Consider the following 23257-nt stretch of genomic DNA (forward strand, 5'->3'; position numbering starts at 1 on the left):
GGCGCATAATGCCGCCCATCATGAGACGGAACTCCTTTGTCACTTTCACGCCGTTGCGCCGCCTTGCCCTGCCCTTGCTGTTGCTGCTCGGCACCCTGCTGGTAACCACCGGCCTGTTCTGGCACGCCAGAGAGCAGGGACTGGCGCAAATTCGTCAGGACGCCGAGGCCAGCCTGGGCCGCTACATCATCAACCTGCGCCATCAGCTGGCCCGGCACCGGGACCTGCCACGGCTGCTGGCGGCCCAGCAACAGCTGAAAGCCCTGCTCACCGACCCTCACAACCCACGCAAGACCGACGCCGCCAACCGCTACCTGTCCTGGGTCAACGCCATCATGGGCGCCACCGACAGCTACCTGATTAACAGCAACGGCCTCACCCTGGCCGCCAGCAACTGGGATCAGCCTTTGCCCTTTATCGGCAACGACTACAGTTTCCGCCCCTATTTTCAGCAGGCCATGGAAGGTGGCCAGGGCCGCTATTTTGCGCTGGGCAACACCTCAAGGGTGCGGGGCTATTTCTTTTCTTCGCCGGTGCGCGAGGCCGATCAGATTATCGGCGTGACCGTGGTCAAGGTGGATCTGGAAGACATAGAAGACAGCTGGAACGATGCCCTGCAGGACATTCTGGTGATGGACGAAGACGGGGTCATTTTTATCTCCACCCGTCATGACTGGCGCTTTCGCCTGCTGCCCCGCCCCGGTGCCCTGACGCCGGATGACCAGTTGCTGGCCCGCATTGCCGCCAGCCGCCGCTACGAAAATGCCGAGGTAAGGCCCCTGCCCTTGCAACACAGGGATACCACAACACACGGTAACCAGCTGCTGACCCTGGACGGGAATGAGGCCGCCGGCCATTACCTGCTGGTGAGCGAACTGCTGCCGGAAGCAGGCATGCGGGTGGCGGTGCTGGCCAATCTGAGCCCGCTCAAGGCTCGCATTGCCCGCACTCTGATCACCGGCCTGGGCGCCTTCTGGGCCTCGGCCGCGCTGCTGCTGTTTTTACGCGCCCGCCACCGCATGAAACAACGCCACGAGCATGAGCTGCAACAGGCTCACGAGGCCCTGGAGCGTCGGGTGGCGCAGCGTACACGCCAGCTCACCGACAGCAACCAGCGGCTCAAGCAGGAAGTGGAGCAGCACCAGCAGACCCAGAACCAGCTGGTACAGGCCGCCAAGCTGGCGGTGCTGGGCCAGCTCTCGGCGGGCATCAACCACGAGCTGAACCAGCCGCTGACCGCCATTCGCCAGTTCGCCGACAACGGTCGCAAGCTGCTGGCGCGGGGGCGTACCGAGGCGGTGGACGGCAACCTGGCAGAAATCGGCGGACTGGCCGGGCGCATGGCCGCCATTTTGCAGCCGCTTCGGGAATTTGCCCGCCAGCGCGATGCCGGCGGCGCCCAAACCCGGGTGGCCCAGTTGCGCCAGGGCGTACTGGTGCTGATGGGAGCCGAGCTGGAAAAACACCACGCTACCCTGCACTGGCCCGATGACCGGGATGATATTGTCGTGGCCGGCGATGCGGGCCGGCTGGAGCAGGTGCTGGTCAACCTGATTGGCAACGCCCTGCAGGCCATGGCCAACCAGCCGGCACCGCGCATCGACATTAACATCACCACCGACGATGCCCGCGTCATCCTTGCCGTGCGCGATCATGGCCCCGGTCTCAGCGAGCGAGCGCTGGCACACATTTTTGAGCCCTTTTTCACCACCAAATCCACCGGCCTGGGGCTGGGGCTGTCCATTTCCCACCGTATTGCGGAAAGCCTGGGAGGCGAGCTGAGCGCCGCCAACCACCCCGGGGGTGGCGCCATCTTCACGCTGGTATTGAACCGAGCCCACAAGGAGCCCGCATGACCTCGCCCCATATTCTGCTGATCGACGACGATGCCGCCATTCGGCGCTCCGCCGGCCAGACCCTGGAGCTGGAAGATTACGACGTCTGCGCCCTGGACAGTGCCGACAAGGCGCTGCCGCTGATCGATGAAGACTTCACCGGTATCGTGATCACCGACATCAACATGCCGGGCACCACCGGGCTGGAACTGCTGGAGCGGGTCAAGGCGGTCGACCGCGACATTCCGGTCATTTTGATCACCGGCTTTGGTGATATTTCCATGGCGGTCAGCGCCATTCGTAGCGGTGCCTATGACTTTATCGAAAAGCCGTTTTCCTCGGATCTGCTGCTCGACGTGGTACACCGTGCCCTGGAAAAACGCGCCCTGACCCTGGACAACCGCCGCCTGCGCCGGGAATTACAGGCCCAGAGCGCCCCCGGCCCGCGCATTATCGGCAGCTCGCCGGCGGTACAGGAGCTGCGCCGGCTGGTACAGACGGTGGCCTCCAGCCCGGCGGACATTTTGCTGATGGGGGAAACCGGTTCGGGCAAGGATCTGCTGGCCCGCTACATTCACGAGCACAGCCCGCGCCGTGAACAAAACTTTGTGGCTATCAACTGCGGCGGCATGCCCGAAAGCCTGATCGAATCCGAGCTGTTCGGCCACGAAAAGGGCGCCTTTACCGACGCCAAGGAAAAACGCATCGGCAAGTTTGAGCATGCCCATGGCGGCACCCTGTTTCTCGATGAAATTGAAAGCATGCCCATGAGCCTGCAGATAAAACTACTACGGGTACTGGAAGAGCGCGCCATTGAGCGGCTCGGCTCCAACCGGCTTATTCCACTCGACATTCGCATTGTCGCCGCCACCAAGGCGGATCTGCGCGCCCTGGCCGACGCCGGCGAGTTCCGGGAAGATCTCTATTACCGGCTCAACGTGGTACGCATCGACATTCCGCCCCTGCGCGCCCGCCCGGAAGATATTCCCCTGCTGTTTCAGCACTTTGCACTGCTGGCCTCGGCCCAGTACGAGCGGGAGATACCGCCCTTGTCGGCCGAGCGGCTGCATCAACTGCTGAGCCACAGCTGGCCGGGCAACGTGCGCGAGTTGCGCAACCTGGCGGAGCGTTACGTGTTGCTGGGCGAAGCCTGCTCCTTTGATCTGGGAGATGAAACCAATCTCGCCAACCCCGCCACCGGCCAGGGGCTGGCCGCCCGGGTGGATCAGTTCGAGAAAACCCTGATCCAGACCGAACTGGCCCGCCATGGCGGCTCCATCAAGCACACCCAGGAGAGCCTGCAACTGCCGCGCAAGACCCTGTACGACAAGATGAAAAAACACGGCCTCGATAAGAACGACTACAAGGGGTGAGTGCCCTATTGCTTTTAACGCCGTCGGCCTTAATATAAGGAAAAACTAAATTAGAGGTATTTATGGCAACCAAGACTTACCGGGTTACTTCCGAAATGACCAGCGGCTGGCAGGTACGGGCCGAAGTGGGCCAGCATCGAATGATCATCGACCAGGCATCCGCCGGCGATACCGGCCCCAACCCCCTCGATACCTTTCTGTTTGCCTTGGCCGGCTGTGTGTCCACCATCGCCAAAATGACCGCCCGGGAGCAGGGTTTTGAACTGCGCGGCATTCGCGTGGACGTCAGCGGTGAACTCAATCCGGCAGGGCTGGCCGGCAAGCCGAGCGAAGACCCGGTGGGCTTCAAGCACATCGACATTCAGGCCGACATCGACGCCGATCTCGACGAGGCCGCCAAGCAGGCCTTTCTCGAGCTGGTGTGCGCCCGTTGCCCGGTGCACGACAACCTGCTGCGCGCCACCCCGGTCAGCCACCAGGGCCGTTAACCCTTCAATGGGTGGAGTTCCACCCATTCTTTTTGTCACTCCTGGCTTCGCGGGAGTCCAAGCGTACCTTCAGCTCTGTCGCCGTTATCCAGCCAAGCGCACCATGCTCTGAATGCCCGTCTGCACGGGCATGACAGGACCGGGCATCACTTTTTCTCTCACCAATGGGTGGGAATCCGCCCAACCCCCAACTTGAGTGGGTGAGTTTCCACCCATTTTCGTGCACCTTGTTGGTCATGCACTCACCTTGATCCTGCCCAAGCCCCCTTCTGGTGCGGGTTTCCTCGGCTTGCACCAAAGTTGGCCTCGCTTTTGCTAATAACCTGTTAACGAAAACGGCGGCCTGTTACCAGCCGATGGAAAAACGAGGTTAAGGAATGTCACAGCAGCAACAACAACAGCTCGACGAGCTCAGCCCCGAGGAGCAGAAAAAGCTTCAGGAGCTGATGGAAAAGGACGCCAAGACCGAGCGCAAGCTCACCGGGCCCTGGGCCTGGCTGGTGGCGGGTCTGGCCGCGGCCATGGTGGCCCTCTACTTCTACGGCGCCGGCGTGGCCGCACTCAGCACTCAGTATCATCTCGGTATTTATGTGCTGATCACCTTTGTGCTGGTGTTTTTGCTCTACCCCGCCGGCGGCCGTACCGCCCACGCCGGCCTCTCAATAGTGAGCGCCGCCCTGCTGGCACTGCTGGCCGGGTGTTTTGTCATTTACGACTCGCCCACTGCCTTTTACCAGCAGATCACTCTGTTTCGGGAAACCTGGGAATACGACGGCCTGAGCCTGGCCATGGAGCAGGATGCCGACAAGCTGCACTATGTGTTGCTACTTACCCTGCCCTTTGCCGCCCTGATGATTCCACTGGATCAGTGGCTGAGCCGGCGCAATGGCCACAGCCCCACCGCCAGCGACGTGGTGCTGGCACTGATGGTGGCGGGTACCGTGCTCTACTGGATCAGTCAATTTGAAGCCCTCAACTACCGGGCCGGGGCCGAGAACGAGGTGGACATGCTGGTAAGCGTGGTGGGCCTGCTGCTGTCGCTGGAAATCTGCCGCCGAGTGCTGGGCTGGTCCATTACCCTGATCGGCGTGGGCATGATCGCCTTTGCCCTGTTCGGGCCTTATCTGCCGGATCTGTTCGCTCACCGGGGTTTTCGCTTTGAGCGGCTGGCCACCGCCCTGTTCCTGACCACCAATGGCGTGTTCGGGGTCATGGCCAACGTGCTGGCGACCTATGTGATTTTGTTTATCTTCTTTGGCGCCTTCTTGCAGAAGTCCGGCGCCGGCAAGTTCTTTATCGACTTACCCCTGGCCCTCGCCGGCCGCTCCACCGGCGGCCCCGCCAAGGTGGCGGTGATCTCCTCTGCCCTGTTCGGCTCGGTATCCGGCTCCGCCATTGCCAACACCGTGTCGTCCGGCGCCTTTACCATTCCCATGATGAAACGGGCCGGCTTCAAGCCCCACGTGGCCGGCGCCATCGAGCCCGCCGCCTCCATCGGCGGCATGTTCCTGCCCCCCATTATGGGCGCGGGCGGCTTTCTGATGGCCGAGCTCACCGGCACCCCCTATTCCACCATCATGATTTTGTCCATCGGACCGGCCATTCTGTATTTTCTGGCGGTGTACTGCATGGTGCACTTCGAGGCCAAGAAACACGGCCTGGTGGGCGTGCAGGGCGAAGAGATCCCCCACTGGAAAACCGTGTTCAAGAGCGGCTGGTACTACGCCCTGCCGCTGGTGATCATTACCGTGCTGCTGCTGGCCGGGCGCTCCGCCGGTAACTCGGCATTCTGGGCCACGCTGTCGTGCATTGCGGTCAGCTGGGTCAGCAAGGAAACCCGCATGGGGCCGAAGCAAATCTGGGAGGCCATTCAGGTGGGCGCACGCAACACCCTGATCGTGGGCGCCACCATAGGCGTGATCGGCGTGATTGTCGGCACCATTTCCCTCACCGGCATGGGCCTCAAGTTCTCGGATCTGATCATCTCCATGGCCGGCGACAGCCTGCTGCTGGCGCTGGTGCTGGTGGCCATTGCGTCACTGGTGCTGGGCATGGGTGTGCCGGTCACCGCCGCCTACCTGATCGTCGCCGTGCTGGCGGTGCCCGCCCTGGGCGAGTTCGGGGTGTCGGCCATTGCCGCCCACATGATCGTGTACTGGCTGTCTCAGGACTCCAACATCACACCGCCGGTGTGCGTGGCCGCCTATGCCGGCGCCGCCATTGCCGGCTCGGATCCGTGGAAAACCGGCTGGACCTCGTTCAAGTTCGCCAAAATGCTGTACGTGATGCCGCTGCTGTTCGCCTATGTACCGGCCATGCTGCTTGACGGCACCCTGCTTGAAATCATCACCGCCTTTGTCTCGGCCACTCTGGGCACCCTGGCCTTTGGTGCCTTTGCCATGGGCTACCTGCGCCGCAAGACCAGACTGCACGAATGGCTGCTGCTGGGTGCCGGCACCCTGCTGCTGTACTGGCCCACCCTGGTGTCGGACATCGCCGGCCTGGCGCTGGTGGCCCTGGTGTGGTGGCTGCAGCGCGAAGGCAGCGCCACTCACGCAGTTAATCATTCCAACGCCCATTAAGGAGAGTCCATGTCACGGATTAACCACATTCTTCATGCCACCGACTTCTCCGACGGGGCCGCCGAGGCGGCGGCCCTGGCCCGGGAGCTGGCCGAAGCCCACGGTGCCCGGTTACACCTGCTGCACGTGATCACCGAGCTGGACGACCGCCATCGTCGCGGCATTCCCGCCAGCGTGATGGAAGCCTTTGTCAAGGAAGTGAAAACCCAGGCTATGACCGATCTGCACGCCTTTACAGCGCGTTATTTCAACGGGTTTGAGGGTGAGCTGACCACCGAAATCCGGCTGGGCCGGGGGGCCGAAGAAATTCTGGCCGGGGCCAATGCGCTCAAGGCCGATCTGATTGTGCTCGGCACCCACGGTCGGCGCGGCATGGAAAAATGGCTGCTCGGCTCCACAGCCGAGCGGGTACTGCGCCAGTCGGCCATTCCCGTGCTCACCGTGCCCGAGCGCGGCTGAAATTCATTCATCGGAAGACCATAAACGTAACGACAACGAGGACATCATCATGACCAAGCACACCAACTCCTTTCGCGTGTTAACCACCCTGGCCGTGGCCACCGTCGCCAGCCTGGGCACCACCGCCGCCCAGGCTCAGACCGAGCGCCTGGCCTTTTCCGGCGGTCCCGACGGCGGCACCTTTCAGTATTTCTCCAACGGCATTTCCACCCGGCTGTCCCGCACCCTGGACGGCGTAGATGTGTCCAACATGGCCTCTGCCGGCTCGGTGGAGAACCTGCGCCGGGTCAACTCCCGGGACGCCGACTTTGGCATCGTCTATTCCGGCGACATGTTCCTGGGCCTGAACGGCCAGCTGACCAACGACACCCGCAAATACCGCAACGCCAAGGCGGTGTCCTACCTCTACGGTGCCCCCGCCCATCTGATTGTGCTCGATGGTGCCGGCATTACCGAGGTGTCCCAGCTTGAAGGCAAGAGCGTGGCGGTCGGTCCGGCCGGCTCCGGTGCCGCCGCCTCGGCCCAACGCTTTTTTGAAAGCGTTGGGCTGTGGGACAAGATCACCCCGCAATACATCGGCTACAACCAGGGGGCCTCGGCCCTGGGGGATCGCCAGATCGATGCCCTCTGGGTATTTGCCGGCTTCCCCAACGCCTCGGTGATCCAGGCCGCCTCCAGCAACGACATTCGCCTGCTGCAGGTGCATGAAGCCGCCAGTGCCGGCACCCTGTTCCAGGATCACCCCTACTACGCCGAAGTGACCATTCCCGCCGGCACCTACCCGGGCGTGGACTACGACGTGGTAACCGTGCAGGACTCCGCCCTGTGGATAGCCGGCCGGCACCTGTCCGCCGATCAGGTGGCCGCCAGCCTGCAGCAAATCTACTCCGAAGAAGGCCTGACCTTTATGCAGTCGGTGTCCCAGGCCGCCGCCTCCATGAGCATCGACAGCGGCACCATGGGCATAGTGACCCCGCTGCACGATGGCGCCAAGGCGTTCTGGACCGAGCAGGGCAAAACCCTGACCGACCAGCAGCAGTAATACTTGTTCTGCACAGACCGAGAATAAAAACGGGCCCATCGCGGTCCGTTTTCTCGTTACCAGCCTTCTATACTGAACAACAGTCTGTCAGCCGGAGTTCACCATGACCCACCTCAGCGCCGAACGGGATGCCATTCTCGACACCGCCCTGCATCTGGCCCTGCACCGGGGCTGGCACGGTTTCAGTCTGCGCGAGCTGGCCGAGGTCCGAGAGCTGAGCCTGGCGGATCTGAGCCGGCATTTTCGATCCCGGGATGACCTGGCCGAAGCCCTGTTCGACCGGGCCGACGATGCCCTGCTCAGCCTGCCACTGGATCCGCAGGAGCCCATGCACGAGCGGCTGCTCACCGGCATCATGGTCTGGCTCGACTATCTAGCGCCCTACCGCAACCAGGTGAAAGAGATGCTCGGTTACAAGCTGGAGCCCGGCCATTGTCATCTGCAGGCCCACGGCATTACCCGCATCAGCCGCACCGTACAGTGGCTGCTGGAATCTGCCGACTGGCAGGCCAGCGGTCTGCGCCGCTCGGCGGGCGAAGTGGCCCTGACCGGCATTTACCTTACCGCCGTGGCCAGCTTTATGGTGGATGCCAGCGACAACCTCAATACCACCCGCACCCTGGTGCACGGCCTGCTGACCCGCTCCGGCCGGCTGCTGCAATAAATGCTTTCTACACCCGGCCGGCGGGAGTAGCATAACCACAACACCCTGTTTTAACTGGAAAAGCGATATTCCGTGATCACCGCTGAACGCAAGGACGGCCACGCGCTCAGGCTCTCGCGTATTTTGCGGGAAGCCACCGAGCACCGGCTGGATCTCTACCTGTTCGTGCCCGGCGAGCTGGGGCTGAACAGCCACGCGGTGCCGGAAGAGGGCTTTTATCACAACGCCATTCACACCAGCCGCACCTATTTCAGCGATCGGCCCCACCTGCCGCTGGTACACAGCCGGCTGGCCGAGCGCGGCAAGCTCACTCCCGAACAATACCGGTTAAGCCTGAGTCTCTATGGCTATCAGTACGTGGTGGGGCTGGAGCAGTCTTGCCACGATTTGCGCAATCACATGGACGAGGTGGATCAGGCCGAGGTGGAAGAGGTGGTGGCCCTGGCCCAGGACATTCTCAGCCGGCTGCGCCGCCGGGTGCCCAGCGACGAGACCCTGCGCAAGTACTACGCCAATATCGACAACTATGTGTCCTGGTTTACCGAGCAGCGGCTGCTGTCGCTGGTGGCTCACCTGCCCCGCAACGGCGACTACAAGAACGTCAAGTCGCTGCTGCTGGAAGTGGGTCGGATCGAGCGTCAGCACCGTATCGACAACGAATACAACACCGCCCACACCGATGACTCCTTGTCACGCATTTCCAACAAGATGCGGCTGCTGCGCCGGCTGATTGAGTACCCGGTAACCCTCAAGGAGAAAACCCGGGAGCTGGGAGGCGGCGAGCAGAAGCTGCTCAAGGCGGTGGTTACCGCCGTGGTGATGACCACGGTCTCGCTGGCCGCCTACGAGGTGCGGGAAACCCTGGGCGGTATTTCCATGCTGGTGATCTTTGCCCTGGCGGTGCTCTACGCCCTGCGCGAGCTGTTCAAGGACGATCTGCGCAACACCCTGTGGCGCTGGCTGCGCAAGGGGCGGCCCAAGTGGCGAAGGCAGTACTTTGACGTGCACAGCAGCCAGCCGGTAGGGCGGCAGCTGGAATGGTTCGACTATCAGCGCCCCTCCCGGGTGCCCGACGACGTGCGTGCCGTCCGCCGGGCCAGCATCAGCCAGCGGGAAGAAGTGGTGATGCACTACGGCAGCCACTCCCGCATGCTGCCTACCCGCTTTCTCACCGGCTATGAGCAGACCCGGGAAAGCCTGCAACTGGATCTGGCCATGCTGGCCCGCCTGATGGAAAAAGGCTCTCACCACGTGTACCAGCTGAAAGACAACCAGGTCTCGCGCCAGCCGGTGGAAAAGCGCTACCTGCTCAACCTGGTCACCCGCGAAGTACAGGGCCAGAAGCCGCCAGTGCTGCAACGTTGGAAGGTGGTGGTGAGCCGCTCCAAGATTGTGGAAATTGAAGAAATTCCCCAGAAAACAAAAACCTGAAAAAAAGCTGTAAGAAATTCACTGCGTCCTTCGACCAACAAGTGAAAAGACGGTGATGCACCGCCTTTCGTCACATGAACCACAGAAGGATGCCAATCATGAACAAGGTCAACACCGCCACCACCCTCGCCTTTGCCCTGAGCACCGCCCTGGCCGCCTCCGGCCCGGCCATGGCCGACAGCCATGAAGGCAAAAAGGGCGAGATGGAAAAATGCTTCGGCGTGGCCCTTGCCGGCCAGAATGACTGCGCCGCCGGCCCCGGTACCACCTGTGCCGGCACCTCCAACCACGATTATCAGGGTAACTCCTGGAAACTGGTGCCTGCCGGTACCTGCCTGGAAACCGACTCGCCCACCTCGCCCACCGGCAAGGGTCAGCTGAACGCCTTTGAAGAAGTCAAGGCCTGAGCCCAGGGGAGGCACCATGACCACAGCGCTTAACACCGCCGGCACCGGTGCCTCCCGGCTGCCGGCCACCGCCGGGCTGGGGCTCAAGCTGCAGCACGCCGATGACATTCTTGCCACGCGCCCGGAGCTGGGCTTTGTGGAAATTCACGCGGAAAACTTCATGGTGGATGGTGGCCCCCGCCATCACTACCTGAGCCGCATTCGCGAGCAGTTCGCCCTGTCGGTGCACGGCGTGGGCCTGTCACTGGGCGGTGCCGAGCCGCTCGACGAAACCCACCTGACGCGGCTGGCCCGGCTGGTACAGCGTTACCAGCCCGAGGCGGTGTCGGAGCATATTGCCTGGGCCGGATTCGGCGGTCGCTATGCCAATGACCTGCTGCCCCTGCCCTATACCCCCGCCAGCCTGCAACGGCTGTGCGATCACGTGGACCGGGTGCAGCAGGTGCTGGGACGCCCCATTCTGCTGGAAAACCCCGCCACCTATCTGCGCTTTGCCGGCTCCACCCTGGACGAGCCCGACTTTATCGGCGAGGCGGTGCGCCGTACCGGCTGCGGCCTGCTGCTGGATGTGAACAATGTGTATGTAACGGCGGTCAATCACGGCCATGATGCCGAAGATTATATGAAGGCCCTGCCTCTTGAGCGGGTGGGCGAAGTACACCTGGCGGGCTTTGACGAACAGGCCGACGACAGCGGTGCCCCCCTGCTTATCGACAGCCACGGCAGTCCGGTCGCCGGGCCGGTGTGGGCACTGTACCAGTGGCTGCTGGCACGCACCGGGCCCCTGCCGACCCTGCTGGAGCGGGACAATAACGTGCCCGCCCTTGACGAACTGCTGACAGAAACGAAGCATATTAAGCGCTTGCTCAACGAGGCGCATCTCAAGGAGCGCCGTCATGCTTGATGCCTTTCTCGATGCCCTGCTGCATGCCAGCCAACCGGTGCCCGACGAGGTTGCCCCTCACCCCGGCCGGCGAGCCCGCTTCAACGTCTATCGCAACAATGTACGAGTGTCGCTGACCGACGCCCTGGCGGCCCTGTTTCCGGTGTGCCGGCAATTGGTGGGCGAGGACTTTTTTAACGCCATGGCGGGTATTTATATCGAACAGTCACCGCCCGCCTCCCCCCTGCTCACCGACTACGGCACCGGCCTGCCGGCGTTTATCGACGACTTTGCGCCTGCCGCCAGCGTACCCTACCTGGCGGACATGGCGCGGCTGGAACTGCTGGTACAGCGAGTGCAGCATGCTGCCGATGCCACGCCGGTGGCTTCCGAGGCGCTGCAGGCGCTACTGGCCGATCCGGCACGCCTGACCAGCCACGGCCTGCAACTGAGCCCCGCCTGCGCCCTGCTGCACTCCTCTTTTGCGGTGGGCTCAATCTGGCTGGCTCACCATGGTGACGGCCGGCTGGGCGACATTCAGCCTGCCCGCGCGGAGAATCTGCTGTTGTTGCGCTCAAGGCTGTCGGTGAAGGTACTGTGCCTTAACGAAGCCGATGCCGCCTTTATGGCCGCGCTCATGGCCGGCCAGTCACTGGGAAGCGCCCTGGAGCATACCGCTCAAGGGCATGCCGGTTTTAACCCCGCCACCCTGCTGCAGTGCCTGCTGGCCCATCAGGCGATTACCGGCGTCGACTTCAAGGGAGAAGCATAATGAATGTCACTCACACCCTGTGCGCCTGGCGCGGGCGACTGAACCGCCTGCCTCATTCACTGATCGCCCTGCTGGGCCGGTTTTCCATCGCCGCCGTGTTCTGGCGCTCGGGCCAGACCAAGGTAGACAACTTCAGCCTCGACATCGTCAGCGGCGAGTTCAGCCTGGGCTGGCCCAGCCTGAATGCGTCGGCGGTGTTTCTGTTTCGGGAAGAATACCGGCTGCCGCTGATCTCCCCCGAGCTGGGGGCGCTGCTGGCGGCCACCGCCGAGCACCTCTTTCCGCTGCTGCTGTTGCTGGGTCTGGCCACAAGGCTGTCGGCGCTGGCGCTGCTGGGCATGACCGGGGTAATTCAGGTGCTGGTCTACCCCGGGGCCTGGCCGCTGCACGGCCTGTGGGCCACTGTGTTGCTGTTGCTGGCGGCACGGGGGCCGGGAATGGTGTCGCTGGATCATTGGCTAATGCGAAAACGTTGTGATTAACTGGCAGGCACATCATCAGACTCTACCGACAAGGAATGTCATGGCTGAATCGTCGGAGTTTTCGTCCGGGCTTTCACCCGAGCTGAACGAGCAATTGCGGCTGCAAATGCTGAAGTTTGCCACTCTGCAACTGCGCGACCCGCACCTGGCGGAAGACGCGGTGCAAGAAGCCATGCTGGGCGCCTTTCGCTACGCCGACTCCTTTAACGGCCGCTCCGCCTACAAGACCTGGGTGTTTGCCATTCTCAAGCACAAGATCGCCGATCAGATCCGCAAGCGCCAGCGCCTGACCACGGTCAGCGAGCTGAGCACCGACGACGATCAGCAATTTGAAGACACCCTGTTTAACGACAATGGCCGCTGGCACAAGCAGGAGCGGCCGGTGCGCTGGAGCTCCCCCGATGACAGCCTGGAAGACGAGCGCTTCTGGCACATTTTTGAAGCCTGCCTCGATGGCCTGCCCGCCCGTCAGGGCCGAGTATTCATGATGCGGGAATTTGTGGGCCTGGAAAGTCCGGAAATCTGCGCCGAGCTGGCGCTCACCGTCAGCAACCTAAATGTGTTGTTGTACCGGGCCAGGCTCAGACTGCGCGAATGCCTGGAAAACCGCTGGCAACGGCAAGGAGACTGCTCATGCTGAAGTGCCGCCAGGCCACCCGGCTGATGTCAGAAAGTCAGGAACGGCCCCTCACCCCCCGGGAAAGACTGTCGCTCAGGCTGCACACCCTGATGTGCCGCGCCTGCCACAACTTTCAGCAGCAGTTGCCGGTGCTGCGCCGGCTCAGCCGCAGCTATGCCAGGCGCAAGGACAACTGGTGATGTCTGCCGTTTTGTCGCCGTTGTTCCAGAGAGTGCAACATGTACTGGGTGCTCACTTCACGGGCATGACGACACTTAACGTCACTCCGCGAAGGAGCGCCAGCCCGATTGGCCTCAGCGCTTTAGCCGCACCACCAGATCGTGCAGCTCGGTGGCTACCGACTGCAGGCCGGCCATACTGCCGGCGGCGGAGTCGGCCTGCTTCAGGCCCGAGTCCGACAGGCTGGCCATGTTCACCGCCTGCTGGTTGATGTCTTCCGCCACCCGCGCCTGTTGTTCCACCGCCGTGGCCATTTGCAGCGACATATCGGCAATGCGGGAGACCGCCGCGGCAATGCCACTGAGGGTGCTCTCGGTTTCCACCACCCGGGTCAGCCCCGACTCGGCACTGACCTTGCCCTGCTCGGCCACGTCTACCGACGAGCTGGCCCGCTCGGTGAGCTCGGCCACAATACGATGGATCTCGCCGGTGGACTCCCGGGTGCGCGCCGCCAGCTGGCGTACCTCGTCGGCCACCACCGCAAAGCCCCGGCCCTGCTCGCCGGCCCGGGCCGCCTCGATGGCGGCATTGAGCGCCAGCAGGTTGGTCTGCTCCGACAGGGTTTCAATCATGCCTGCCACCCGGGCAATGCCGGCGGTCTGTTCCGCCAGCCGCTGCACCTCGCCGCTGATGTCGTCCACGGTGTTTTTCAGCCCGGCAATGGCTTCCCGGGTCACGCTCGCCACCGCCAGCCCCTGGTGAGCCATTTGGCTGGCGCTGTCGGCCTGGCTGGCGGTTTCCTGTACATGAGCGGTCACGTCATTGATGGTGGCACTCATCTCGTTCATGGCGGTGGCCACCTGCTCGGTTTCCAGGCGCAGGCTGGCCATGCCTTCCCGGGCCTGATTGGACTGCTCATGGCCATTGTCGGACCGACTGCTGACTCGACCCGCGGCGTCTTCAATCCGGGTAATAATGGCCATCAGCCGGGCCTTTTCGCTGCGAATGCCCACCTTGAGCCGGCCCAGCATGCCCTGCTCCCGGCTGTGAGTGTGCATGGTAAGCTCGTGGCGAAAGGCGCCCCCCAGCAGCTCATCCAGGCGCTTCAGGGTCTGGCGGTGCAGGTAGCTGATCCAGCCGCCAAAGGCGGCCAGTGACAGCAGGTCCAGGGTAATGGCCACCTTGGTGTGGCCGGCCAGCAGCAGCCCGCCGGCCATTAGCTGGCTCAGCCCCAGCCACAGCCAGGGCCGGTTAAGCAGGCTCCGACGAGGCAGGGCCTTGCCCGCCCGCAACCGCTCATACAGCCGCTCGGCCCGGGCCACGTCGTCCCGCTCGGGGCAGGAACGCACCGACTCAAAGCCCACCACGGCGCCACCTTCGGTGATGGGCGAGACATAGGCATCCACCCAGTAGTAGTCGCCGTTCTTGCAGCGGTTTTTCACCAGTCCCATCCAGGGCTGGCCCGCCTTGAGGTGCTCCCACATCACCTTAAAGGCGGCAGCGGGCATGTCCGGGTGGCGCACCAGGTTATGGGGCTGGCCTACCAGCTCTTCCCGGGTATAACCACTGACGCTCACGAAGGCATCGTTGCAGTGAAGAATATTGCCGTGAATATCGGTGGTGGACACCAGCCGTTCGTCGGCGTCAAAGGTGCGCTCATTGCTGGTAACGGGAAGATTTTTTCGCATGCCAAATCCTTGCTCAATTGCAGGTACTACTCGCCGCAAAGGACGAAACCGCGTGGATTATAAGGAATAACGACACCGACCGCTCATTTCTTGATCTGGATCTGTTTTTTTGCTGACCGCCCCCCTGAGCATGAAGGTCAAATGAGTATGATTCCAAACCGGGCGGTTTTCCGACTATTTCTTTCTTATTTGAACTTGAACACTTAAGTCCGCGCGCCCAAGTGTCATACAATGAGCGCCGGAAATTCCGCGCAGCGGATCATGTCGAGCGCCAGTACCCGATACCCTCTGGTACCAGGCGCAGCCGCTGCTCCCCCAACACCAACCTGGGAAATAGGGAAATAATGACCACCAAACAATCGACCATCGTCTATACCCTGACCGACGAAGCCCCCGCACTGGCCACCTACTCTCTGCTGCCCATCATTCGCACCTTTACCGACGCCGCCGGCATTGATGTTACCCTGAACGACATCTCCCTGGCCGGCCGCGTACTGGCCTCCTTTCCCGACCGCCTGACCGACGAGCAGCGCGTAACCGACGGTCTGGCCGAGCTGGGCGAGCTGACACAGGACCCGCACGCCAACATCATCAAGCTGCCCAACATCAGTGCTTCCGTGCCTCAGCTGCGCGCCTGCATCAAGGAACTGCAGTCTCAGGGTTATAACGTGCCCGATTTCCCGGAAGAGCCGAAGACCGACGAAGAAAAAGCCATTCGCGAGGCCTACTCCAAGGTGCTGGGCAGTGCCGTGAACCCGGTACTGCGCCAGGGCAACTCCGACCGTCGCGCGCCGGCCGCGGTCAAGGCCTTTGCCCGCAAGTTCCCCCACTCCATGGGAGCCTGGAGCAAGGCATCCCGCTCTCACGCCGACTACATGAACGGCGGCGACTTCTTCTCCAGCGAACAGTCCGTGACCATGGACAAGGCCCAGACCGTGCGCATCGAGTTTATCGGCAAAGACGGCCAGCCCCAGCTGAAGAAAGAGCTGGCGCTGCAAGCCGGCGAAGTGCTGGACAGCATGTTCATGAGCGCCAACGCTCTGGAAGCCTTCTTTGAACAGACCCTGCAGGAATGCAAGGAAGCCGGCGTCATGTGGTCCCTGCACGTCAAGGCCACCATGATGAAGGTGTCTCACCCCATCGTATTCGGCCACGCGGTCAAGGTGTTCTACAAGGAAGTGTTCGACAAGTACGGCGAGCTGTTTGAAGAGCTGGGCGTGAACCCCAACAACGGCATGAACAGCGTACTGGAGAAGATCAAGACCCTGCCCCAGTCCACTCAGGAAGAGATCGAGGAAGCCATTCACGACTGCTACGAGCATCGTCCGGAAATGGCCATGGTCGACTCCGTGAAAGGCATTACCAACCTGCACGTACCGAGCGACGTGATCGTGGACGCCTCCATGCCCGCCATGATCCGCAACTCCGGCAAGATGTGGGGCCGCGACGGCAAACTGAAGGACACCAAGGCGGTCATGCCCGAGTCCACTTATGCCCGCATCTATCAGGAAGTGATCAACTTCTGCAAGACCAACGGTGCCTTTGATCCGCGCACCATGGGCTCGGTGTCCAACGTGGGCCTGATGGCGATGAAGGCCGAAGAATACGGCTCTCACGACAAGACCTTTGAAATGACCGAAAACGGCACCATGCGCGTGGTGAACGAGGCCGGTGAGGTGCTGATGCAGCACGAGGTGGAAGAGGGTGATATCTGGCGTGCCTGCCAGACCAAGGACGCGGCCATTCGCGACTGGGTCAAGCTGGCGGTCAACCGCGCCCGCAACTCCGACACCCCGGCGGTGTTCTGGCTGGACGACGAGCGCGCCCACGACAACGAGCTGCGCAAAAAGGTGGAAACCTACCTGCAGGAGCACGATCTGACCGGTCTGGACATTCACCTCATGTCCTACAACGAAGCCATTCGTTTCTCCATGGAACGCATGAAGCGCGGCAAGGACACCATCTCGGTGACCGGCAACGTGCTGCGTGACTACCTCACCGATCTGTTCCCCATCATGGAACTGGGCACCTCGGCCAAGATGCTGTCCATCGTGCCCATGCTGGCCGGTGGCGGCATGTACGAAACCGGTGCCGGCGGCTCCGCGCCCAAGCACGTGCAACAGCTGATGGAAGAAAACCACCTGCGCTGGGACTCTCTGGGTGAGTTCCTGGCCCTGGCCGTTTCTCTGGAAGAGCTGGGCATCAAGGAAAGCAACGACCGCGCCAAGCTGCTGGCAAAATGCCTGGACAAGGCCACCGAGCTGCTGCTCGACAACGGCAAGTCTCCGTCCCGCCGGGCCGGTGAGCTGGACAACCGGGGCAGCCACTTCTACCTGAGCCTGTACTGGGCCCAGGAGCTGGCGGCACAAACCGAAGACGAGGCGCTTGCCGCCCACTTCGCGCCCCTGGCCAAGGCCCTGGCCGACAACGAAGACAAGATCGTCAGCGAGCTGAACGCGGTACAGGGCAAGTCTGCCGGTGTACACGGCTACTACCACGCTGATCCGGCTGAGCTGGAAAAGGTCATGCGCCCCAGCGCTACCCTGAACCAGACCCTGGCCCAGCTGAACGGCTAAGCCACGCTTTACTCCAGACTCAAAACCCGGCGACCGCCGGGTTTTTTTATTCCCGACCGGCTCGCCCCCTTCGCCCAATCTGGGCGCTCGCGACCGTGACCACCGGCGGCATCGTGCTAGACTCACCCCGGTCTTCTATATTCAGGCGCAGGGAACCGGTGCCAACCTGTTCAGCCAGACCAGGCCAGGGAGCGGCTGCCACACAACCTTCACTCTTCAGGAGAATAGCCCCTCATGCATAGATCCATCGTGTGTTCTCTCGCCGCCCTGCCGCTGCTGGCCACCCCGGCCATGGCCCAGTCCCTGAGCGGCAGCGTTGGCGTGTCGGCCACCCAGGCCCCCGACTACCTGGGCAGTGACGATTACAAGGCCCGCGTGCTGCCGGACGCCAACCTCAGATACGGCGATCGCTTTTACTTTAACTGGCGCGACGGTCTGGGCTGGAACCTGTATCAGCAGCGCGATGTCACCCTGTCGCCCTTTATCGGTTACACACCGGGCCGCGACAACGACGGCGATCTGCACCGCTTTGAAAAAGTAGACGGCGGCCTGACCGGCGGCCTGCGCCTGAGCTACCAGCCCGGCTTCTGGCGCTTCAGCCTGCAGGCGCAGACGCCGCTGACCGGTGATGTGGACGGTTACCAGCTGACCCTCCGTGCCGGCTGGCGAGATCAAATCGCCCCGGGCTGGACCGCCGGCTTTGGCCCCAGCCTGACCTACAGCAGCAAGGAGTGGACCCAAAGCCTGTTTCGGGTATCGGCCCGGGATGCCGCCCGCAGCGGCTTTCAGCCCTATGAGCCCGGTGAGGGCTACTGGCGTCTGGGCCTGAGCGGCAATATCAACTACCGCTTTGCCCCCGACTGGTCGGTAACCGGCCTGGCCGGCATCACTCAGCTCACCGGCGATGCCGAAGACAGCCCCATCGTTAAACGGGCCGGCGACGCCACTCAGGCCCTGGCCGGCCTGGTACTGAGCTACCACTTCTGAGCCTGACCATAAGGTACACATTCAGGATCTCGCTCTGGCCGCACCTCCGACGGCCGAAGCGCAGTGCTAAAAAAACAGGCAACCCGGGTTGCCTGTTTTGCGTTTCAGCGACTAGGCTGATGTTTCGGCCTTAGCGGTCATTTTAATTACCATTGTAATGTTTCGCCCCCTACCCTTTTATCTTCTCTCACCCCTGTCACCGCCACCATATAAATCACCGAAAAAAACGTAAAAACACGATATTTTGCCGCCATAAACCGAATAAAAACCACGAATGGATCATGGTGACTTTTCAGGCCAGCTCACCAAAACGTATTTGTATGAACCCCTTTTCTTGCGTATTTTTGCTTATTTTGCCAGTCTATAAGCGCAATTAAGGTTAGAACACGAAACCATAACGGAGCATTAAATGAGTACTCAAAAGGGATTCAAGTTCAAAAAGCTGGCCGGTATTTCGGCTTTGGCCCTGTTCGCCTGTGGCGCCGCCCAGGCCGACACCTGGCGCTACGCCCACGAAGAATACGAAGGCGACGTGCAGGATGTGTTCGCCTACAAATTCAAGGAATACATCGAGGACAACTCGGATCACCAGCTCAAGATTTACCGCTTTGGCGAGCTGGGTGAATCGGACGACATCATGGAGCAGACCCAGGCGGGCATTCTGAACTTCGTGAACCAGTCTCCCGGCTTTACCGGTTCCCTGATCCCCGAAGCCCAGATCTTCTTTATTCCCTATCTGATGCCCACCGACATGAAAGACGTGGTGAGCTTCTTCCGCGAAAGTACCGCCATTAACGAGAAGTTCCCGGCCCTGTATGCGGACAAAGGCCTGGAGCTGCTGCAGATGTATCCGGAAGGGGAATTCGTGGTCACCCTCGACGAGCCCATCACCACCCCGGAAGAGCTCAAAAACAAGAAAGTACGGGTGATGACCAACCCGCTGCTGTCGGAAACCTACTCCGCCTTTGGCGCCACCCCCACTCCCCTGCCCTGGGGCGAGGTGTACGGTGCCCTGCAGACCAACATGATTCAGGGTCAGGAAAACCCCATTTTCTGGATCGAATCCGGCGGTCTGTATGAAGTCTCGCCCAACCTGGTTTTCACCGGTCACGGCTGGTTCACCACCGCCATGATGGCCAACCAGGACTTTTACAACGGCCTGTCGGACGAAGACAAGCAGCTGGTGCAAAAGGCCTCCGACTACGCCTTTGAGGAGATTCTCGAGCACATCGACGGCCTGGCCGAGCGCTCGCTGGAGAAGATCACCAGCAGCAGCGACGAAGTGACCGTAACCCGCCTGAATGAAGAGCAGATCGCCGCCTTCCGCGAGCGTGCGCCTCAGGTGGAAGCCAAGTTCATTGAAATGACCGGTGACAGCGGCAAGGCCCTGCTCAATACCTTTAAAGAAGACCTCAAAAAAGTAACCAACTAACATAACAGGGGCGTTCGGCGCCCCCTTTCTTTTACCCTGGCCGGCCTCGCATGCCGGTCAAGGAGCACGGAATGTCTGACAAAAAACAGGAAACCGTCGAAGACGATACCGCCGGCTACAGCTCGGGGCTGCCCGGGGTGCTGGGCTGGGTGGACGAGTGGATTTCCCGCATTGAAGCGGTAATGCTGGCCGCCGGCGTGCTGCTGATGGCCATCAACACCTGCGCCAACGTCATTGCCCGCTTTGTGTTTGGCGAAGGCTTTTTCTTCTCCGGCGAAATCAACCGCATCCTTATTATTCTGATCACCTTTGCCGGCCTGGGGTACGCCGCCCGGCACGGCCGCCATATTCGCATGTCGGCCCTGTATGACTCGCTGGCCATTCGGCTGCGCAAGATCCTGATGGTGCTGATTGCGCTGTTTACCTCGGCGGTGATGTTTTTTCTCTGCTATCACGCCTATGGCTATATCGAGACCCTGTATAGCCGGGGTCGAATTCTGCCGGCGCTGGGCTTTGAAATCTGGTGGATTTACCTGTGGGCACCGGTGGGCTTTGCCATTACCGGCATTCAGTATTTTCTGACCGCCGTCAAAAATATCACCAGCCGTGGTGTGTACCTGTCTACCGGTGTACCGGACGGCTACGGCGACACCGAAACCGAAGTGTAAAGGGCTGATTCCATGGCAACACTGTTAATGTCGATCATGATTGGCCTGCTGCTGCTGGGCTTTCCCATGATGATTCCGCTGATCACCGCCGCCGTGGTTGGCTTTGTAATGATGTTCGACGGCTTTGGCCAGATGGGTACCTTTATTCAGCAGATGATGGGTGGTATTCGCCCGGCCTCGCTGATTGCCGTGCCCATGTTTATTCTCGCCGCCGACATCATGACCCGGGGCCACTCGGCCGACCGGCTGATCAACATGGTGATGGCCTTTATCGGCCACATCAAGGGCGGGCTGGCCATCAGTACCGCCACCTCCTGCACCCTGTTCGGCGCCGTCTCGGGCTCTACCCAGGCCACTGTGGTGGCGGTAGGCTCACCGCTGCGTCCCAAGATGCTCAAGGCCGGTTATTCCGATCCCTTTACCCTGGCGCTGATCATCAACGCCAGCGACATCGCCTTTTTGATCCCGCCGAGCATCGGCATGATCATCTACGGGGTGATTTCGGAAACCTCCATTGCCGAACTGTTTATCGCCGGCATTGGCCCGGGGCTGCTGATCCTGTGCATGTTCTCGCTTTACTGCCTGTATTACGCCCACAAGAACGAAGTACCCACCGAGCCCAAAGCCAGCTGGGGCGAGCGCGCAACGGCAGTGCGCCAGGCGTTGTGGCCGCTGTTCTTCCCGGTGATCATCGTGGGCGGCATTTACGGCGGCATTTTCAGCCCCACCGAGGCCGCCGCCGTGTGCGTGCTCTATGCCTTTTTGCTGGAGTTCGTGGTATTCCGCTCGCTCAAACTGCCCGACATTTACCGCATCGCCAAATCCACCGGCCTTATCACCGCCGTGGTGTTTATTCTGGTAGCGGTGGGCAACGGCTTCTCCTGGATATTGTCGTTCGCCCAGGTACCGCAGACCATTCTCGAATCGGTGGGCGTCAACGAGGCCGGCCCGGTGGGGGTGCTGATCGCCATTTGCGTGGCCTTCTTTATCGCCTGCATGTTTGTGGACCCGATTGTGGTGATCCTGGTGCTGACGCCCATCTTCGCCCCGGCCATTCAGTCCACCGGGCTGGATCCGGTGCTGGTGGGGGTGCTGATCACCCTGCAGGTGGCCATCGGCTCGGCCACGCCGCCCTTTGGCTGTGACATTTTTACCGCCATCGCCATTTTCAAGCGGCCCTATATGGAAGTGATCCGCGGCACCCCGCCCTTTATCTTTATGCTGGTGGCGGCCGCCGGGCTGATTATCGCCTTTCCCGAGATTGCGCTGTATTTCCGGGATCTGGCCTTTGCGGACTGAGACGCCGTGTAGAGCATTGTGAAAGGAGACAGAGTGTTTAAACGAATTGTGGTGGCCGTGGATGGCTCAGACACCGCGCTGAGGGCGGTAGACAAGGCGGTGCAGCTGCAACAGCTGCTGCCCGAGGCCGAGATTCTGCTGATTTGCGTATACAAGCATCACAGCCTGTTCGAGGCCAGTCTGTCCATCGGCCGCCCGGCGGAGATGGATATTCCCGACAAGGTGCTGTCGGAATACGCCCGGGAGGTGGTCAACTTTGCCAAGGCCCATGCCCAGGAGCGGGGTGCCACCCACCTGCGCGGCTTTGTGCGCGGCGGCCGACCTTCCAAGATGATCGTGAAATTCGCCAAAGAAAAGGAAGCGGATCTCATAGTGGTGGGCACCCGCGGCACCCACAGCGACAAGGAAGGCATGCTGCTGGGCAGCGTCTCCCACAGAGTGACCAGCGCCGCCAAATGCCCGGTGCTGGTGGTATAAACAACAAAAAGGGGCCACAGGCCCCTTTTTACTTGAATCATTTCACGCATCAGAAGTGCCAGCTCAGGCCAAACATCATGCCGTTGATGTCGTAATCACCCCGGTTGATCAACCGGGCATATTCGGCGAAGAAGGCCACCCCGTTGGGGTTGCGCATATCACGGAAACGCACACCAATGCCATAACTGAAATCGTCTTCGGAGTCGGAAATCTTGTAAGGAACACCAAACGCAGGGAAAAATTCACTGGTTGCTTCGGCCTTGGCTTTGGTCCAGCCAAGCAGTGCATAAACGGACATATAGTCCTGAATGGGGATCTGCGGCAGCGCATAAAAACCGAAGTAATGTTTCAATTTGGTATCAATGACTCCGGCAATATCCTCACTGCCAATGCCTTTTCCATAACGGCCTTCAAGGGCCAGATAAGGCGATGGCTGAACACCCAGATTGATGCCAACAGTATTCCAGTCAACTGACTCATCAAGTGCATCCTCAATTTCATCATCTTCAATTTCGAAACTCATCTGCGCATAGTTCAGCCCCAGATAAAATTCGGGCTGGGAATACATCATGGGAGTAGAGCCGTAGCCCTGAGCCTGAGCGCCTGCGGCCAGCAAACAGGAAGCCGCAATCAATGCCTTGATTTTCATAATGCCACCGTCCTTGATTGTTGTTTGTCGTTTTTTGTGGTGTACCCGCGTACTCAATCAAGGCTAGCCGAGAACCGGGTTTATTCCAGTGCAAAAAATAAAGGCCGGTGAGTTCGCACTCACCGGCCTTTTTATTCACATTGTCCCGTCCTGAATATGGTTTACACCTTTCCCCCGAAGATATGGAGACCCCAATGGGACAAGGTGTGAAACGAACACAACGCGATTACTCGCTGACTTTTAAATTGGCTCTCGTCGAACAGA

22 protein-coding genes are annotated in these 23257 nt (G+C 61.1%); 20 read left to right on the forward strand and 2 right to left on the reverse strand.

The window, feature by feature from the left end:
- Positions 1 to 20 precede the first annotated feature (20 nt).
- The 14 genes from Q9290_RS15130 to Q9290_RS15195 all read left to right on the forward strand — a co-directional run bounded on the left by Q9290_RS15130 (position 21) and on the right by Q9290_RS15195 (position 13237).
- A complete protein-coding gene (locus Q9290_RS15130) occupies positions 21 to 1856 on the forward strand; it encodes a sensor histidine kinase (protein WP_306080483.1) in 1836 nt (611 codons plus the stop codon).
- A complete protein-coding gene (locus Q9290_RS15135) occupies positions 1853 to 3208 on the forward strand; it encodes a sigma-54-dependent transcriptional regulator (RefSeq protein WP_306080484.1) in 1356 nt (451 codons plus the stop codon). The genes Q9290_RS15130 and Q9290_RS15135 overlap by 4 nt, the downstream gene beginning before the upstream one ends.
- 62 nt (positions 3209 to 3270) lie before the next feature.
- Positions 3271 to 3696, forward strand: coding sequence for an OsmC family protein (locus tag Q9290_RS15140; protein ID WP_306080485.1), 426 nt, complete (start codon positions 3271 to 3273; stop codon positions 3694 to 3696).
- 377 nt (positions 3697 to 4073) lie between these two features.
- Positions 4074 to 6278, forward strand: coding sequence for a TRAP transporter permease (locus tag Q9290_RS15145; protein WP_306080486.1), 2205 nt, complete (start codon positions 4074 to 4076; stop codon positions 6276 to 6278).
- A 9-nt stretch (positions 6279 to 6287) separates the two neighbouring features.
- The gene (locus Q9290_RS15150; protein WP_306080487.1) at positions 6288 to 6737 is read left to right on the forward strand and encodes a universal stress protein; all 450 of its coding nucleotides are present in this window, start codon (positions 6288 to 6290) and stop codon (positions 6735 to 6737) included.
- A gap of 49 nt (positions 6738 to 6786) precedes the next feature.
- On the forward strand, positions 6787 to 7779 hold the full coding sequence (locus Q9290_RS15155) for a TAXI family TRAP transporter solute-binding subunit (protein WP_306080488.1): 993 nt from the start codon (positions 6787 to 6789) through the stop codon (positions 7777 to 7779).
- A gap of 103 nt (positions 7780 to 7882) precedes the next feature.
- Entirely contained in the window at positions 7883 to 8443 is a 561-nt protein-coding gene (locus Q9290_RS15160; RefSeq protein ID WP_306080489.1) for a TetR/AcrR family transcriptional regulator, read from the forward strand.
- 72 nt (positions 8444 to 8515) lie between these two features.
- Positions 8516 to 9874: a hypothetical protein gene (locus Q9290_RS15165; protein WP_306080490.1), complete on the forward strand. Its 1359-nt coding sequence runs from the start codon at positions 8516 to 8518 to the stop codon at positions 9872 to 9874.
- 98 nt (positions 9875 to 9972) lie between these two features.
- Positions 9973 to 10281, forward strand: a complete 309-nt coding sequence (locus tag Q9290_RS15170; RefSeq protein ID WP_306080491.1) for a BufA1 family periplasmic bufferin-type metallophore — start codon at positions 9973 to 9975, stop codon at positions 10279 to 10281.
- Positions 10282 to 10297: 16 nt separating this feature from the next.
- Positions 10298 to 11185, forward strand: a complete 888-nt coding sequence (gene bufB, locus Q9290_RS15175; RefSeq protein WP_306080492.1) for an MNIO family bufferin maturase — start codon at positions 10298 to 10300, stop codon at positions 11183 to 11185.
- Complete coding sequence (locus Q9290_RS15180; RefSeq protein ID WP_306080493.1) at positions 11178 to 11936, forward strand: HvfC/BufC N-terminal domain-containing protein; 759 nt, start codon at positions 11178 to 11180, stop codon at positions 11934 to 11936. The genes bufB and Q9290_RS15180 overlap by 8 nt, the downstream gene beginning before the upstream one ends.
- Positions 11936 to 12418, forward strand: coding sequence for a DoxX family protein (locus Q9290_RS15185; RefSeq protein ID WP_306080494.1), 483 nt, complete (start codon positions 11936 to 11938; stop codon positions 12416 to 12418). Before Q9290_RS15180 ends, Q9290_RS15185 begins: the two co-directional genes overlap by 1 nt.
- Before the next feature lie 40 nt (positions 12419 to 12458).
- Positions 12459 to 13058 (forward strand): RNA polymerase factor sigma-70, encoded by a 600-nt coding sequence (locus tag Q9290_RS15190; protein ID WP_306080495.1) that lies wholly within the window; start codon positions 12459 to 12461, stop codon positions 13056 to 13058.
- The gene (locus Q9290_RS15195; protein ID WP_306080496.1) at positions 13052 to 13237 is read left to right on the forward strand and encodes a zf-HC2 domain-containing protein; all 186 of its coding nucleotides are present in this window, start codon (positions 13052 to 13054) and stop codon (positions 13235 to 13237) included. The genes Q9290_RS15190 and Q9290_RS15195 overlap by 7 nt, the downstream gene beginning before the upstream one ends.
- Before the next feature lie 114 nt (positions 13238 to 13351).
- On the opposite strand, the gene Q9290_RS15200 is transcribed toward Q9290_RS15195, so the two are convergent.
- Positions 13352 to 14905 carry a methyl-accepting chemotaxis protein gene (locus Q9290_RS15200; protein WP_306080497.1) on the reverse strand — a complete coding sequence of 518 codons (1554 nt, stop codon included), beginning with the start codon at positions 14903 to 14905 and terminating at the stop codon, positions 13352 to 13354.
- 344 nt (positions 14906 to 15249) lie between these two features.
- Here Q9290_RS15200 and Q9290_RS15205 point away from each other — a divergent pair, with 344 nt between their 5' ends.
- The 6 genes from Q9290_RS15205 (at position 15250) to Q9290_RS15230 (ending at position 22344) form a co-directional block, all read left to right on the forward strand.
- On the forward strand, positions 15250 to 17481 hold the full coding sequence (locus Q9290_RS15205; protein WP_306080498.1) for an NADP-dependent isocitrate dehydrogenase: 2232 nt from the start codon (positions 15250 to 15252) through the stop codon (positions 17479 to 17481).
- A gap of 234 nt (positions 17482 to 17715) precedes the next feature.
- Positions 17716 to 18468: a MipA/OmpV family protein gene (locus Q9290_RS15210; RefSeq protein ID WP_306080499.1), complete on the forward strand. Its 753-nt coding sequence runs from the start codon at positions 17716 to 17718 to the stop codon at positions 18466 to 18468.
- Positions 18469 to 18877: 409 nt separating this feature from the next.
- Positions 18878 to 19900, forward strand: coding sequence for a TRAP transporter substrate-binding protein (locus Q9290_RS15215; protein WP_306080500.1), 1023 nt, complete (start codon positions 18878 to 18880; stop codon positions 19898 to 19900).
- Positions 19901 to 19971: 71 nt separating this feature from the next.
- Positions 19972 to 20568 (forward strand): TRAP transporter small permease, encoded by a 597-nt coding sequence (locus Q9290_RS15220; RefSeq protein ID WP_306080501.1) that lies wholly within the window; start codon positions 19972 to 19974, stop codon positions 20566 to 20568.
- 12 nt (positions 20569 to 20580) lie between these two features.
- Positions 20581 to 21867: a TRAP transporter large permease gene (locus tag Q9290_RS15225; protein WP_306080502.1), complete on the forward strand. Its 1287-nt coding sequence runs from the start codon at positions 20581 to 20583 to the stop codon at positions 21865 to 21867.
- A gap of 33 nt (positions 21868 to 21900) precedes the next feature.
- Positions 21901 to 22344, forward strand: coding sequence for a universal stress protein (locus tag Q9290_RS15230; protein ID WP_306080503.1), 444 nt, complete (start codon positions 21901 to 21903; stop codon positions 22342 to 22344).
- Between the two features lie 49 nt (positions 22345 to 22393).
- On the opposite strand, the gene Q9290_RS15235 is transcribed toward Q9290_RS15230, so the two are convergent.
- The gene (locus tag Q9290_RS15235; RefSeq protein ID WP_306080504.1) at positions 22394 to 22993 is read right to left on the reverse strand and encodes a porin family protein; all 600 of its coding nucleotides are present in this window, start codon (positions 22991 to 22993) and stop codon (positions 22394 to 22396) included.
- Positions 22994 to 23257: the final 264 nt, after the last annotated feature.

The organism is Oceanimonas aquatica (assembly GCF_030732065.1).
In the GTDB taxonomy this organism is placed as follows: domain Bacteria; phylum Pseudomonadota; class Gammaproteobacteria; order Enterobacterales; family Aeromonadaceae; genus Oceanimonas.